Origin of the sequence: Pontixanthobacter aestiaquae (genome assembly GCF_009827455.1) — a bacterium.
Lineage (GTDB): Bacteria > Pseudomonadota > Alphaproteobacteria > Sphingomonadales > Sphingomonadaceae > Pontixanthobacter > Pontixanthobacter aestiaquae.
Genome location: NZ_WTYZ01000001.1, coordinates 1,004,717 through 1,019,282, shown reverse-complemented (window position 1 = coordinate 1,019,282; position 14,566 = coordinate 1,004,717). Strand labels below are relative to the sequence as shown.

General features: G+C 57.5%; 11 protein-coding genes. 7 read left to right on the top strand and 4 right to left on the bottom strand.

Annotated features, from left to right (window positions below):
• The first annotated feature begins 59 nt into the window (after nucleotides 1-59).
• Both GRI35_RS04770 and GRI35_RS04765 read left to right on the top strand, forming a co-directional pair.
• Nucleotides 60-1,766 carry a copper resistance system multicopper oxidase gene (locus GRI35_RS04770; protein ID WP_160613107.1) on the top strand — a complete coding sequence of 569 codons (1,707 nt, stop codon included), beginning with the start codon at nucleotides 60-62 and terminating at the stop codon, nucleotides 1,764-1,766.
• Nucleotides 1,763-2,809, top strand: a complete 1,047-nt coding sequence (locus GRI35_RS04765) for a copper resistance protein B (protein WP_160613106.1) — start codon at nucleotides 1,763-1,765, stop codon at nucleotides 2,807-2,809. The genes GRI35_RS04770 and GRI35_RS04765 overlap by 4 nt, the downstream gene beginning before the upstream one ends.
• A 273-nt stretch (nucleotides 2,810-3,082) precedes the next feature.
• Here GRI35_RS04765 and GRI35_RS04760 read toward each other — a convergent pair whose 3' ends face one another.
• Genes GRI35_RS04760 through GRI35_RS04750 form a run of 3 tightly spaced genes read right to left on the bottom strand, consistent with a single transcriptional unit; the run spans nucleotide 3,083 to nucleotide 6,240 of the window.
• On the bottom strand, nucleotides 3,083-3,889 hold the full coding sequence (locus tag GRI35_RS04760) for an SDR family NAD(P)-dependent oxidoreductase (RefSeq protein WP_160614760.1): 807 nt from the start codon (nucleotides 3,887-3,889) through the stop codon (nucleotides 3,083-3,085).
• 14 nt (nucleotides 3,890-3,903) lie between these two features.
• Nucleotides 3,904-5,043, bottom strand: coding sequence for an acyl-CoA dehydrogenase family protein (locus GRI35_RS04755; RefSeq protein WP_160613105.1), 1,140 nt, complete (start codon nucleotides 5,041-5,043; stop codon nucleotides 3,904-3,906).
• Between the two features lie 3 nt (nucleotides 5,044-5,046).
• Nucleotides 5,047-6,240, bottom strand: coding sequence for an acyl-CoA dehydrogenase family protein (locus GRI35_RS04750; RefSeq protein ID WP_160614759.1), 1,194 nt, complete (start codon nucleotides 6,238-6,240; stop codon nucleotides 5,047-5,049).
• Nucleotides 6,241-6,444: 204 nt separating this feature from the next.
• Between GRI35_RS04750 and GRI35_RS04745 the strand changes: the two genes are divergently transcribed.
• The 5 genes from GRI35_RS04745 to GRI35_RS04725 are packed head-to-tail and all read left to right on the top strand — an operon-like array spanning nucleotide 6,445 to nucleotide 12,251.
• Nucleotides 6,445-7,290, top strand: a complete 846-nt coding sequence (locus tag GRI35_RS04745) for an SDR family NAD(P)-dependent oxidoreductase (protein ID WP_160613104.1) — start codon at nucleotides 6,445-6,447, stop codon at nucleotides 7,288-7,290.
• Nucleotides 7,287-8,738, top strand: coding sequence for an MFS transporter (locus GRI35_RS04740; protein ID WP_160613103.1), 1,452 nt, complete (start codon nucleotides 7,287-7,289; stop codon nucleotides 8,736-8,738). The genes GRI35_RS04745 and GRI35_RS04740 overlap by 4 nt, the downstream gene beginning before the upstream one ends.
• Before the next feature lie 32 nt (nucleotides 8,739-8,770).
• On the top strand, nucleotides 8,771-10,057 hold the full coding sequence (locus GRI35_RS04735) for an acyl-CoA dehydrogenase family protein (protein ID WP_160613102.1): 1,287 nt from the start codon (nucleotides 8,771-8,773) through the stop codon (nucleotides 10,055-10,057).
• A gap of 21 nt (nucleotides 10,058-10,078) precedes the next feature.
• On the top strand, nucleotides 10,079-11,167 hold the full coding sequence (locus tag GRI35_RS04730) for a Zn-dependent alcohol dehydrogenase (protein WP_160613101.1): 1,089 nt from the start codon (nucleotides 10,079-10,081) through the stop codon (nucleotides 11,165-11,167).
• 7 nt (nucleotides 11,168-11,174) lie between these two features.
• On the top strand, nucleotides 11,175-12,251 hold the full coding sequence (locus GRI35_RS04725; protein ID WP_160613100.1) for a phosphotransferase family protein: 1,077 nt from the start codon (nucleotides 11,175-11,177) through the stop codon (nucleotides 12,249-12,251).
• Between the two features lie 23 nt (nucleotides 12,252-12,274).
• On the opposite strand, the gene GRI35_RS04720 is transcribed toward GRI35_RS04725, so the two are convergent.
• Nucleotides 12,275-14,410, bottom strand: a complete 2,136-nt coding sequence (locus GRI35_RS04720) for a S8 family peptidase (protein ID WP_290258937.1) — start codon at nucleotides 14,408-14,410, stop codon at nucleotides 12,275-12,277.
• Nucleotides 14,411-14,566 lie beyond the last annotated feature (156 nt).

Below are 14,566 nucleotides of genomic sequence, written 5' to 3'. Positions count from 1 at the left end.
ATACCCTAGGGGGGTATATATAGGAGCCTGCAACAGATCAACAACAGCGATGAGAATTCATGCCCGAAATTACGCGAAGACGCCTGATTACCAGTACCGCAGCACTTGCTGCTGTGACATCGCTTCCAATGCCGGGCTGGGCTAAAGGGCGCTCTCTCACGCACGCGAAGAGGGGCTTTGGAGAGTATTCCGGCGAAGACATCGAACTTTCCATCGGTGATCACCATTTTTCTACAGGTGGCCGTTCGGGCCATGCCTTCGCCGTCAACGGCACTGTGCCGGGACCACTGATTCGCCTGAAAGAAGGGCAGGATGTCCGGCTGCATGTTACCAACAATCTGGAAGAGGACAGTTCGATCCACTGGCATGGGCTGCTATTGCCGTTCCAGTTCGATGGCGTTCCCGGTGTCAGCTTTCCCGGCATCAAGCCGGGTCAGCGGTTCACCTATGAATTTCCGATCCGGCAGAACGGCACCTATTGGTGGCATTCGCATTCCGGCTTGCAAGAACAGGCCGGGCATTACGGCCCGATCATAATTGAAAGCGCCGAACCCGACCCGCGCTATGACCGCGACTATGTCGTGCTGCTATCCGAGTTCACACCGATGCATCCGCACGCGATCATGCGGAAGCTGAAAGTCGGCGAGCATTATTTCCAACGGCAGATGCAAACCGCCAATGAGGGTGAGATGTCCGGCGAGATGCGGCGCATGTGGGGCCAGATGCGAATGAACCCGCGCGACATTTCCGACGTTACGGGCAGCACTTACACTTTCCTGATCAACGGGCACGGTCCCGCTGACAATCTGGAATTGGAGTTCAAACCCGGCGAGCGTGTCCGCCTGCGCATTATCAATGGCAGCGCGATGACGTTCTTCAATGTGCGCATTCCCGGTGTGCCGATGACGGTGATCCAGACCGACGGACAGGATGTGGACGAGGTCGAAATTGACGAGTTCCAGATCGGGGTTGCGGAAACTTACGACGTGATTGTTACTCCGCCTGACGGGAGCCATGCGCTAGTCGCCGAGGCGATGGATCGCAGCGGCATGGGCGTTGCCAGCCTGACGTCGCACAAAGGCCATATTGCGACCCCGCCCCCACTACGCAAAATTCCTACTCTGACCATGACCGATATGGGTATGATGGACCATGCTGCCATGGGGCACGATATGGGATCAATGGAGGGCGGCATGGACCATTCCATGCGCGACGCGTCCAAACTGCCAGACGATGTCACAGTCGGCCCTGGTCTCGATATGGTCGCGCCGATGCCGATGGATAGGATGGGGTTTCCCGGTCTTGGCCTTGATACAGTCGATCACCGCGTCCTGCGCTACACCGATCTCAAGGCCAAGCGTATGAATCCGCACCGTGAGGTTGACCGCGAGATGGAGATCCATCTGACCGGCAATATGGAACGCTATATGTGGAGCTTCGACGGCAAAAAATTCTCTGCCGTGACCGACAACCCAATTCGCTTCGGTTATGACGAGCGTGTTCGGGTAAAGCTGGTCAACCAGACGATGATGTCGCACCCGATCCATTTGCACGGCCATTTCTTCGAGATGGTCAATGGCGCGGATCATATGCATCAGCCGCTCAAACATACGATGGTGGTGCAACCGGGCAGCACCGCGACATTCGACCTGACGGCAAACGAGCCGGGCGACTGGGCGTTTCACTGCCATCTGCTTTATCACATGCATGCAGGCATGATGCAGGTGGTCACTGTTCGCCCATTTCCCGAAGGTGCCGGCGCATGATCCGGTTTTGGATTCTCGCCGCCGCAACTGTCGCTGCCGCTCCGCTTGCCGCTCAGGATCATAGCGCGCATGGCAAACAAACCGCGCCCGAAGTCGATCACTGTGCGATGGGTCATATGCCCGCCGATCAATGCCCTCCAAAGACCGAAGGGAAACCTCCTGCGGATGCGGATCACGCCGCAATGGGGCATTCAGGATCCGGCGAGAAAGCAGCGCCGCCTATGGATCATGCGGCTATGGGGCATGGCGCGCAACCCGCTGGTGCCGTTGACAAAACCGCCCAAGGTGCAGCGCCAGAAACTGCGGTTCCTGCCAGGGCCTTGGCAGGCCCCCGCCACGCCGCCGACAGCATCTGGGGTACGGACGCCATGGCTCCCTCGCGCAGGCAACTCGCCCGCGAAAACGGTGACATGAAAACGGGAATGGTGCTCATCGAACGGCTGGAGGCACGTTTCGCGGCTGACGGCGGTGAAAACGGATATGTGTGGGATGCGCAGGGCTGGTATGGCGGTGATATCAATCGCCTCGTCATAAAAACAGAAGGCGAAGGCGAGTTTGGCGGCGAAGTCGAGGGTGCCGAGATACAGGCGCTTTACAGCCGCGCCATAGGCCCGTTCTTTGATCTGCAAGCGGGTGTCCGCTTTGACCCCGCACCCGATACCCGAACGCATCTGGTTGTAGGTGTGCAAGGCCTCGCACCTTACATGTTCCATGTCGATGGTGCGCTTTTCTTATCCGATAGAGGCGACCTAACCGCCCGGATCGAGGGCGAATATGATCAGAAAATAACGCGGCAAATCATTCTGCAACCGCGCATCGAGATCGAATTCGCCGCGCAGGACATTCCGGAGCGGGCCACTGGCGCGGGCATCACCAAAATCGAACCGGGTCTGCGGCTGCGATACGAGCTTCAGCCTGAGTTCGCGCCCTATGTCGGGATCGAATATGAAGCCAAGATTGGTGAAACCGCCGATCTCGCACGACTAGCAGGCGAAGATCCGGACGGGGTGAAGTTCGTTATCGGAGTGAGGGCTTGGTTCTAAAGCTGATCAGCCGATATGCGCGGAACACGACATTTTCCTACAGCGATACGCGCTGCTATGCAGGTTTCGCTCTTTGACAGTGTGAAAGCGGTGACAAATAAGGGGCCGCTCCCCCGTCCGTCCGGTTGCGGAAATAACACTTAACCCATTAATTTATATAGATTATTGCGCGTTCAGTGAAAGTTACACGGTGTAACCTTTGTCACCCTATCGTGTACAAAAAGGGCCGCCAGATCGCTCCGGCGGCCCCTCCTCATCTGGCTGTGTCCGGACCTATTGGCCCGATGGATCGACGAAGTTTCCTGCACCGATATTCGCGTTTACCACGCCGCCATCAATAGGGATTGTCGTTCCGACTACGTAATCGCCCGCACGGCTGAGCAGATAGATTGCTCCTGCCGCCATATCCTCGGTCACGCCCACGCGGCGCGACGGGATGCCGCGTTTGACCATTTCTTCCTGATCGCGCGCGGCCTTGTTCATTTCGCTCGGGAAAGCGCCGGGGCCAATGCCGTTGACAATGATATTGTCGCCCACCAGCTCTGCGGCCATCCGGCGAGTCAGGTGGATCAGACCAGCTTTCGATGCTTGGTAGGGATAAGTTGGCCATGGGTTGCTTTTCATCCCGTCGATCGACGCGATCATCAGCACTTTGGCCGGGCGCTCGGGCGTACCAGCCGCTTTGAGTAGGCCATGCAGTTTTTGCGTCAGGAAGAACGGCGTTTTGACGTTGAGGTCCATCGTCCGGTCCCAGCCGGCTTCAGTAAACTCGTCGAATGGCTGGCCCCACGCGGCGCCGGCATTGTTGACCAGCAGATCGAGTTTGTCTTCGCGGCTTGCCAATTCGTCGGCCAGCGCTTGGATACCGTCAATCTGCGAAAGATCGCCGGTGAGGCCGATAACCTTGTCGCCCAGCTCCTCGGCGGTCGCATCGACCTGCTCTTTCTTGCGCGCGACGATATAGATTTTCGCGCAGCCCGCTTCCAGCAAGCCTTCGACAATCATTTTGCCGATGCCACGCGAACCGCCGGTGACCAGCGCCACTTTGCCTTCGAGACCGAAGAGATCTTTCAAATTCATCATATCGCTATTCCTTAGTAACCGCTGAGCCGCGCAACGCGGTCGGCGTGGTAATAGGCATCGCCAAGGAACTCGTTCAGAGCCTTGTCGCGCTTCATGTAGAGGCCGATGTCATATTCGTCGGTCATGCCGATGCCGCCATGCATTTGCACGCCTTCGCGCACTGCAAGACCAGCGGTTTGGCCGACTTTGGCCTTAGCAACCGAGACCATCAGATCGGCTTTCTCGCTCCCGCCATCCAGCAGCTGTCCAGCCTTGATCGTCACCGCACGGGCAATCTCGACTTCGGAGTAAAGATGCGCGGCGCGGTGCTGGAGCGCTTGGAATTCGCCAATCAGCTTACCGAACTGCTTGCGCTGCTTGAGATAGTCGACGGTCATATCCATCGCTGCACCTGCGACCCCGCAGCCCTCGGCAGCAGAACCGATACGGCCCGCATTGAGGACTTTGTTGAGGATCTCGCGGCCGCCATCGACTTCACCGATTACCGCATCGCCATCGAGCTCTACCCCGTCGAATTTGGTATGCGTTGCCATCGAACTGTCGACCAAGCGGACCGAGTCATGCTCCATGCCCGCTGCGTCTTTCGGGACTGCGAACAGGGTGATGCCATCTTCGTCGGCATCGCTACCGGATGTCCGCGCGGCGACGACAATCATGTCAGCACTCGCGCCCTGGATCACGAAACTCTTCTGGCCCGAAAGTTTGAAGCCGTTGCCCGATTTCTCGGCCTTGGTTTTAATCCGCTCGGGACGGTGCTTTGCGCCTTCATCGATTGCTACAGCGAATACGCAGTCGCCCGAAATCAGCCCCGGCATGTAGCGGCTACGCATATCCGCGCTGCCTTCTTTCAAGGCAGTTGCTGCCAAGACCGAGCTCGTCAGAAAAGGCGACGGCGTGAGATTGCGGCCGATCTGCTCGAGGACAATGCCTGCCTCGACATTGCCCATGCCCATACCGCCATCTTCTTCGCCGACAAGAATGCCGGTGAAGCCCATTTCCGCGAATTGCTTCCACAAAGCGTGGCCGAAACCGTCGGGGCAATCGCGGTCACGCCAATGGCGCAGCTGTTTGTTGATCGCGCCTTCTTCGGCCATGAATTGCGCCGCGGTATCGGCGAGCATTGTCTGATCTTCGTCGTAATAGAGTGGCATGGATCAGGCTCCCGGCAGATCGAGGATACGCTTGGAAACGACATTCAGCATGACTTCGCTGGTGCCGCCCTCGATTGAATTGGCCTTGGTGCGCAGCCAATTGCGCGATGGCTTACCGCCGCTGGTTTCCTCGCTGTCCCATTCGAGACTGCGCGAACCGCCAGCCGACATCATAAGCTCATGACGGCGCTTGTTCAGCTCCGTCCCGACATATTTCATCATGTTGGGCTGTGCCGGATGCCCGCGACCGGTTTTCATTTCGTCGAGGAATTTTTCGCCCATCGCTGCATAGGCCAGCGCGTCGACATCAAACATCGCCAGCTCAGAACGGAGTACCGGATCAAGATCGCCGCCGTCTTTGGCCACGTGGCGCTGCATCGCTGCGCCAATTGCAGAAGTCAGGCCGCCACCGCCAGCGCCGGAGATCATCTCGCGCTCGTGGCCGAGCAGGTACTTCGCAACGTCCCAACCGCGGTTAACTTCACCCACTTGGCCGGGGCAGTCTTCGCCATAGCTCTTTGGCACTTTCACATTGTCAAAGAAGGTCTCACAGAACGGGCTGTTACCGCTGATCAGCAGAATCGGCTTGGTGCTGACACCTTCATTTTCCATATCGAACAGCATGAAAGTGATGCCCTGATATTTATTGGCTTTGTCGGTCCGGACAAGGCAGAAGATCCAGTCGGCCTGGTCAGCATAGGACGTCCAGATTTTCTGGCCGCTGACTTCCCAATGATCGCCTTTGTCTTCGCCGAATGTCTGCATCGACACGAGGTCGGAACCACTGCCCGGTTCCGAATAGCCTTGGCACCAGCGGATTTCACCACGCGCGATTTCATTGAGGAAGCGCTGCTTCTGCCCTTCCGTGCCAAATTGCAGCAGCGCGGGGCCGAGCATCCAGATACCGAAGCTGGAAAGCGGTGGCCGCGCATTGATCCGCGCCATTTCCTGCCGCAAAACTTTTGCCTCGGCTGCACTCAGGCCAGCACCGCCATATTCCTTGGGCCACGCGGGAACGGTGTAGCCTTTTTCTACGCAAATATCGAACCAAGCCTTCTGCGCGTCATTCTTGAAAGTGGCTTTGCGGCCGCCCCAATAGACGTCTTCTTCATCGCGCACCGGTTGACGCATTTCTTCAGGGCAATTGGCTTCAAGCCAGCTACGGGTTTCTTCACGGAATATATCCAGATCGGCCATTTCGGTTCCTCTCGATTCGATTGTCAGACCGCTGTGCAGCCCGCTCAATTGCCGTTTACGTTAAGGGCAAAAGTGGCAGGGTCGCAAGCGCCGAAATGGTAAGCTGGCCCAAAGCACAGAATGCCGTAGCGTCAGGCAGAGTGGCGTTGACGCTGCGGCTCGCATCCCTAAGCTAGTTGCAAAGAAAAACCTTGGGAGAGGTGTATGCGATTCTCCGGCAAAACTGCCGTTGTTACAGGTGCGGCATCGGGAATCGGCAAGGCGTCGGTGCTGCTGCTTGCCGCGGAAGGCGCGCATGTTTTTGCTGCTGATATCGATGAAGCTGGAGGTGCAGAATTGGCATCGGGCTCCAACGGCAAGATAACATTCCAGCGCTGCGATGTGACCTCAACCGAGGACATCAAAGCTCTGATGGACCGCGCCGCTGCCGAAACAGGCGGCATCGATATCGTGTTCAACAATGCTGGCGCAGGCGGCGACGGCACGTCAATTGACGAGATCGAGCCTGAAGGCTGGGATCTGACGATGGATCTACTGCTCCGCTCGGTCGCGTTCGGCATCCGCTATGCCGTGCCGCATATGAAGGGACGCCAGAATGCCTCTATCATCAACACATCAAGCGTCGCGGCGGTCGGTCCGGGATATTCGCCCAACGCCTACGCCGTAGCCAAAGCAGGCGTGCTACATTTAACCAAAATGGCCGCGGCCGATCTGGCCAAACACCAGATCCGTGTGAACGCGATCCAGCCGGGCTTTATCAATACCAATATCTTCACCGCATCGCTCGATCTGACCGAAGAGAAGGAGGAGGTTGGCAAGGCCATGATCGCGCATATGTCAGCTGGCGCTCAGCCCGTTGCGCGCGGCGGCCAGCCCGAGGATATCGCCAATGCGATGGCCTACTTGGCGAGCGAAGAGGCATCCTTCGTCAATGGGCACTCCATCGTGGTCGATGGCGGCATAACCATCGGGCCGAAATATTCGTGGGATGCGAATGAACCCGACATGTTCGAAGCGCTGCGCGCGTTGGCCGAGGCTGACCAGCCATGAGTGCACTTCCCGGACAGGCCCCTGAGTTTCAGCCTCTGCCACAACGGATCAAGCTGTTTCACGGGTTTGGCGCGGTTGCGTTCGGGATCAAGGACAATGGGTTTTCTGTCTTCCTGCTGATTTTCTACAATCAAGTATTGGGAATGGATGCCGCGCTAGTTAGTCTTGCGCTGGCGCTAGCGCTCATCATTGATGCGTTTATCGACCCGCTGCTCGGCAATTTGTCTGACCGGACATATACAAGCTGGGGCCGCAGACTGCCTTGGCTTTATGCCGCACCAATTCCGCTCGCGATAGCTTGGGTCATCATGTGGCAACCACCGATTGGCGGTGAACCTACCTTCTTTGGCTTATTGGCAATCGCAGTCGTCGTACGGTTACTGCTTTCGGCCTGTGAGGTTCCATCGACGTCGCTCGTTCCGGAACTGACCAGCGATTATGATGAGCGCACCACATTGTTCCGGTACCGCTTCCTGTCGGGCTGGACCGGCGGTCTGATCATGTTGTTTCTAGCCTATCAGGTATTCCTCGCTGGCCGCCTGCTGGAGCCGGAAGGCTACGCGATTTATGGCTATTTCGGAGCCGCTGTAATTTTCATTTCGGTGATCGGTTCTGCGCTGGGACAACACAGCCGCGTTGCGCGTCTTCCGAAGGACAAGCCCCCTCCCTTCAAGTTGAGCGTTGCATTCTCGGAGATCATCCAAGCGCTGTCAGAGCGCTCGTTTCTGATCCTCGCTGGCGGCGCTCTTGGCGCGTATGTCAGCCAAGGCATGACGTTCGCGCTGTCGAATTATCTTTACCTGTATATCTGGCAATTCTCCGAAGCAGTCTTTGCGTTCTACCCGATCGTTCTGTTCCTCAGTGTTGTCCTCACATTCATCACGCTTGGCCCTGCGCATAAGAAATGGGGCAAGCCTAAAGTTGCAGCGGTTGCCACGCTGATTTCGATGGTGATCTACTTGATCCCATACGGATTCTATTGGGCGGGCGTCTGGCCCGAAATCGGCAGCACTGCGTCATCCGCGCTGGTGCTTGGCTTCCTTCTTCTCAGCAACACATTCGGTGTTATGGTGATGATCTCAGCTTCTTCTATGGTTGCGGAAATCGTCGAGGCGTTCGAAGAACGGACTGAGCGCCGCGCGGAAGGTTCATTCTATTCCGGCTATTGGTTCATCCAGAAATGCGCGACAGGCATAGGAATTTTTCTGACCGGCCTGATCGTCGCCATTGCAGGTCTGCCAGAACAAGCGGTGCCGGGCGAAGTCGCAGAACCCGTCATCGACAGTATGATCCTGCAATATTGCATCGCCATCGTTGTCTTGGGTGTAGTGTCAGCTTGGTTCATGAACCGTTTCCCCATCGACCGCGCCGAGCATGAAGCACGCGTTGCCGCACTCGCCGCAAAAACCGCATCCGGGGCTGTCGACGACACCCCCGCAAACTCCTAAGCACTTATCGACTCGTAAAAAGGATATACCCCATGGATTTTGATCTTACCGACCGGCAGACCCATTGGCGCGACCGTGTTCGCGACTTTATCGAGGCGAATATCCGCCCCAATGTGCAGACCTATATCGACCAGGATAATGAGGGCGAACGCTGGAAAGTCATTCCAATAATCGAAGACATGAAAGTGAAGGCAAAGGCACAAGGTATCTGGAACCTGTTCATGCCGCCGCAGGGTCAGCTGAGCCATGTGGATGACACTTATGAATTCGAAGGCCCTGGCCTGACCAACCTCGAATATGCGCTGTGCGCCGAAGAAATGGGCCGCATTGGCTGGTCGAGCGAAGTGTTCAACTGTTCCGCGCCTGATACCGGCAATATGGAAGTGTTCCACCGCTATGGCACCCGCGAGCAGAAGGATAAGTGGCTTACGCCGCTGATGAATGGCGAAATCCGTTCTGCCTTCTTGATGACCGAGCCAGCCGTGGCGTCGTCCGACGCGACCAACATCGAAACCCGTATCGACCGCGATGGTGACGACTATGTGATCAATGGCCGCAAATGGTGGTCTTCGGGCCTTGGCGATCCGCGCTGCAAAGTCGCGATCACTATGGGAAAGACAAACTTCGAAGCCAAGCGCCATCAGCAGCAATCGCAGGTGATCGTGCCGATGGACGCCCCCGGTGTAAACATTTTGCGTCACTTGCCTGTATTCGGTTACGACGATGCACCGCACGGCCATATGGAAGTCGAACTGAAGGACGTTCGCGTTCCAGCTTCGAACTTGCTGCTTGGCGAAGGTCGCGGCTTTGAGATCGCACAAGGGCGCCTCGGCCCTGGCCGTATCCACCACTGTATGCGTACCATCGGTGTCGCTGAAGAAGCTCTGGCGAAGATGTGTAAACGCCTGCAGGAGCGCGAAGCTTTCGGCAAGCCGATCTACAAGCATTCGGTCTGGGAAGAGCGCGTCGCCCGCGCCCGGATCGATATCGAGATGACGCGCCTGCTGTGTCTCAAGGCTGCTGACATGATGGACAAGGTTGGCAATAAATCCGCCAAACAGGAAATCGCGATGATCAAAGTTCAGGCACCGAATATGGCGCTCTCGATCATTGACGATGCGATTCAGGCCCATGGCGGCGGCGGTGTGTCGAACGATTTCGGCCTCGCCAGTGCTTACGCGCATCAGCGCACATTGCGTCTCGCGGATGGTCCTGATGAAGTGCACGCGCGCTCCATCGCCCGGATCGAATTCTCCAAGCATACCGATCTGCCTAATGACGCAGGCGTAAGCTCGGGTGATTTGGCGGCAACCCGCTAAACAGCGAGGCAGGAGAACGACATGGCAAAAGCGGCAATCTTGGAGCAGCCGGGCAAAGGTCTCACCATTGGTGAGGTCACGCTGGCTGATCCGGCACCGCATGAGGTTCTGATCGACACCAAGGCCTGCGGCTTGTGTCACTCTGACCTCCATTTCATCGACGGTTCCTATCCGCATGCGCTGCCCGCAATACCGGGCCATGAGGCTGCGGGAGTTGTCCGTGCAGTGGGTAGCGAAGTCCGCTCGGTCCAACCGGGAGATCATGTCGTCTCCTGCCTGTCTGCATTCTGTGGGCAATGCGAGTTCTGTGTCACGGGCCGCTTGGCTTTGTGCATGGGTGCGGCAACCCGCCGTGGTCCCGATGGTGCGCCGCGCATCACCAGGAACGACGGCGAGACCGTCAACCAAATGCTCAACCTGTCCGCATTTAGCGAACAGATGTTGATCCATGAAAATGCCTGCGTTTCCATCGACAAAGAGATGCCATTGGACCGTGCTGCCCTGATCGGCTGTGCAGTTACAACCGGCGCTGGCACCATTTTTAATGCCGCCAATCTGACACCGGGTGAAACTGTTGTCGTAGTCGGATGTGGAGGCGTTGGCCTCGCCGCGATCAATGCAGCCAAGATCGCCGGTGCAGGCATGGTGATCGCGGCGGACCCGATTCCGGAAAAGCGCGAACTGGCCAAGGTTCTCGGCGCAACGCACACTGTCGATGCAATGGCCGAAGATGCCGCCAAACAGATCATCACAATGACTGGCGGCGGTGTACATTACGCAATCGAAGCTGTCGGGCGTCAGGCCTCTGCCGATCTTGCGGTCGCATCACTCCGGCGGGGCGGAACAGCGATCATCCTAGGCATGATGCCGCTCGATTGCAAAGTCGGGCTTGGCGCGATGGATTTGCTCGGCGGAAAGAAGCTGCAAGGCGCGATTATGGGCGAAAACCACTTCCCGGTCGATCTTCCGCGTCTCGTAGATTTCTATATGCGCGGGCTACTCGATCTCGACACGCTGATTGCGGAACGCATCAGTCTGGACGAGATCAACCAAGGCTTTGACAAGATGCGCGACGGGCATTCTGCGCGCTCGGTTATTGTATTCGATTGAGTGAAGTATGGCTGACGAACAGGCGATGGATTACGAAAAAGAAATGGTCGGTACGGTTGCAGTGCCCGACGCAGACAAGCTCGACGAAGGCAAGCTGACCGAATGGATGGCGACCAATGTCGACGGCTTCACCGGCCCGCTTTCGATGACCAAGTTCAAAGGCGGACAGTCGAACCCGACATACAGGATCGATACGCCCGGCCAGTCTTATGTTCTGCGCCGCCAGCCCTTTGGCAAATTGCTGCCCAGCGCGCATGCGGTTGACCGTGAATACAAAGCGATGGCCTGCTTAGGGCCAACCGGATTCCCTGTGCCTAAAGCGTATGGGTTATGCGAAGACAAAGAGGTCATCGGCGCGATGTTCTTTGTGATGAGCATGGCCGATGGCCGCAGTCTGTGGGACGGCGCTCTGCCTGCGTCAGACAAAGCCGAACGGACCAGCATTTACAACGCCATGATCGATACGATGGCCGATCTGCACACAACCGATGTGGCAGCAATCGGAATGGACGATTTCGGAAAGCCGACCGACTATTGCGCGCGCCAGATTGCGCGTTGGTCGAAACAGTACAAGCTATCCGAAACCGAAGTGATCCCTGAAATGGATCGGCTGATCGAATGGCTGCCCACAACCATTCCCGAGCAACATGCGAGCAGCATCGTCCATGGCGATTACCGGCTCGACAATATGATTTTCCACAAGACAGAGCCGCGCGTGATTGCAGTGCTGGATTGGGAGCTTTCGACGCTGGGCGATCCGGTTAGTGATTTCTCCTATCTGATGCTCAACTGGATTAGTCCGGTTGATGGGCGCGCCGGAATTGGCGGGCTAGATCACAAAGCGCTCGGCATTCCGACGATGGAAGAAGCGGTCGAGCGGTACGTCAAGCGCACCGGCTATCCGGTTCCGCCAATGGACTGGTACTTCGCATTCAATCTGTTTCGCCTCGCCGGAATTATCCAGGGCATTAAGAAACGTGTGATCGATGGCACCGCGTCTAGCGCGCATGCAAAAAAAATGTCCGACCGCGTGGTTCCGCTGGTTGAGCGGGCCTATCACTATGCCAAAAGGGCTGGGCTTTAGCGCCCCAGCCGAAAGGTTCTACATTAGAAGCTTCTGTTCCACTTGACCGCGATGCCTGCATCATCAGGCGAGTTCGCTAGATGCCCCGGCTGCTGGCGATAGAACAGGCTGGCCGCCGCGGTTCCGCCCGCCCACGGCCCGCGCCACGCCATTTCCCCCAGCAGCTCGCGTCCATTTGGGGTCAAGGATATGCGCCGCTCACCAAGGATCGCGCTTTCGGTGTTGTAGTCATATGCCACCGGCAGGTTCAGTGTCAGCCCGCCGTTTTCAACACGGAGCGGTTGTGAAAGGCGAAATCCGACGCTGTCGCCGCCAGCGAACACACCGCGACGAGACACGTCGACGGACCAAGCACGGCTGATGAAGTCCGATCCGTCGACAATCGACCCGGTCCGGTTGGAGCGAGTAAAGCCCTGCCTGAACGAACCGCCGATACGCCAATCGCGACTCACGCCCATAGCCGCTGAAGCATCGAGGAACATTGTGTCCGCCCCGCCCGCTCCGAAAGATTCATGGAAGAATGCGCCGAGAACGGTCTCCTCTTCCTGCATCCATGTCAGACCCAGCGCGGTTTCAACCGGACCGAACCGGCGATCTGCCGAGAATGCAAAGCTGTTCACGCCGCGCTCTTCGCGCCTGCCATCGGCCAAGCTCGCAGAAGAGCGGAAATTTCCAAAATAGGCATCGCCGGTTTCCGCGCTTAATGTCAGACCCCAAGCACCCACTTTTTTGCGCAATGCAAATGAGGCATTATTCCGGCGGAAAAAGCCCGTGTCGCCACCGGCAGATTGCGCGATCAGGAACGCGGGGCGGCTTTGTCCCTGTAATTGCGCGACAAGTCCTTGCGCCCCCTCTACAAAAGCAAATGCCAAATCGGTTTTGGGCGCGATCTTCAGTACAATACGTGCAGCCAACACTCTGGCCTGCTCGGCCTGATATTGGTTCAACTGCAATTGTCCGGTAGGTGCACCACTGGCCGGATCGCCAACTGTGAAAGCTAGCGAGACCGCTTCGCTTCCAATCGATACATGCCGCCCCCGCATTTCCACCGCGCCCTGCAAACGTGGCTGGATTGAGGCGCTGCGAATTCCGCTGGCTAGATTATAATTATACGCCCGGTCATAGCTGTCCGTGATAATCGTATTGATGGGTACGCTGTTAAACGCATCGCCCATCGCAGACGATCCGACGCCGGTAATCTCAGTCAAAGCCAATGCTACAGACGATCCAGCCAATGTCGTTGTTCCCTGCGGTGCAAGCGCGGCTCCAATATCAAGTATCCCCCTGCCGAACACCGCATCTGCGCCCGCATCACCGGCCTCCCTCGCAGAATTAAGCAGGATTTCGACGATCTCGGTGCCGGTCAGATTGGGGAAAGCCTGTGCAAGCAATGCAACCGCTCCTGCTACTTGCGGTGCGGAGAAACTGGTGCCTGAAAACACCGTTACAAAGCGGCTGCCATTCTCTTCAGTGACCCGCAGTACGCCGTCTTCATAGATACAGCAGATACGCTGGCCGCGCGCGCTGATATAGGATGCGGACAGATCACCTGCGCGGTTGCTGAAGTCCGAAATTTCACCCGCATCATCAACCGAACCGACTATTATTACGTTGGCGCCGCCAGCCGCGAGCGCACCCGCTGCAAATGGATCTGGCCGATCAGGGTCAATCCCGGGCTCGGTCGAATCTCCATCATTACCCGCCGAGACCACAATGACGATCCCGGCATCCGCAGCTCGCCGGATAGCGTTGCTCAGCGACGTTGTCGGGAGGCTTCCGCCAAGGCTCAGATTGATAACGGTTGCACCCGACGCAATCGCTTGATCCACGCCGTCGGCAATATCGCGGTCGCGGAAAGAGCATCCATCCAGCGCTTCGTCAGTATCCGTGTTGCAAGTCCCCGGCCGGTCGCCGCGTAGAGCAAGAATGTCGGCCTCGAATGCTATGCCTACAACGCCTGTATTGTCGCGCGCAGCAGCTGCAACCATTGCTACGTTCGTGCCGTGGTCGTCCTCTGCCTCGACTGTCGGATTACCGGCGATATCCCTCGAGTCCGGGTGTATCCGCCCGGCGAATTCAGGACTGTCCGTATCGATACCTGTATCGATGATCGCAATGATCTCGCTCGCGCCGGTGATGCCATCCTGCCAAGCCGTCACCGCAGCATGAAAATCAGGACCATCCGAACGGCGAAATTCAGCTGTGTTGAAATTTGTCGCAGTAGGCGTTGGTGTCGGAGTGGGCGTTGGAGTGGGAGTGGGTGTGGGCGTCGGTGTTGGACTGGGCGTAGGCGTTGGCACAGGTGCGGGCGTACT

Excerpts from the sequence above, each read along its gene's own strand:
- GRI35_RS04745 (WP_160613104.1), top strand. The coding sequence starts at position 6,445 with ATGCGATTCTCCGGCAAAACTGCCGTTGTTACAGGTGCGGCATCGGGA.
- GRI35_RS04770 (WP_160613107.1), top strand. The coding sequence starts at position 60 with ATGCCCGAAATTACGCGAAGACGCCTGATTACCAGTACCGCAGCACTT.
- GRI35_RS04760 (WP_160614760.1), bottom strand. The coding sequence starts at position 3,889 with ATGAATTTGAAAGATCTCTTCGGTCTCGAAGGCAAAGTGGCGCTGGTC.
- GRI35_RS04755 (WP_160613105.1), bottom strand. The coding sequence starts at position 5,043 with ATGCCACTCTATTACGACGAAGATCAGACAATGCTCGCCGATACCGCG.
- GRI35_RS04725 (WP_160613100.1), top strand. The coding sequence starts at position 11,175 with ATGGCTGACGAACAGGCGATGGATTACGAAAAAGAAATGGTCGGTACG.
- GRI35_RS04730 (WP_160613101.1), top strand. The coding sequence starts at position 10,079 with ATGGCAAAAGCGGCAATCTTGGAGCAGCCGGGCAAAGGTCTCACCATT.
- GRI35_RS04765 (WP_160613106.1), top strand. The coding sequence starts at position 1,763 with ATGATCCGGTTTTGGATTCTCGCCGCCGCAACTGTCGCTGCCGCTCCG.
- GRI35_RS04750 (WP_160614759.1), bottom strand. The coding sequence starts at position 6,240 with ATGGCCGATCTGGATATATTCCGTGAAGAAACCCGTAGCTGGCTTGAA.
- GRI35_RS04735 (WP_160613102.1), top strand. The coding sequence starts at position 8,771 with ATGGATTTTGATCTTACCGACCGGCAGACCCATTGGCGCGACCGTGTT.
- GRI35_RS04740 (WP_160613103.1), top strand. The coding sequence starts at position 7,287 with ATGAGTGCACTTCCCGGACAGGCCCCTGAGTTTCAGCCTCTGCCACAA.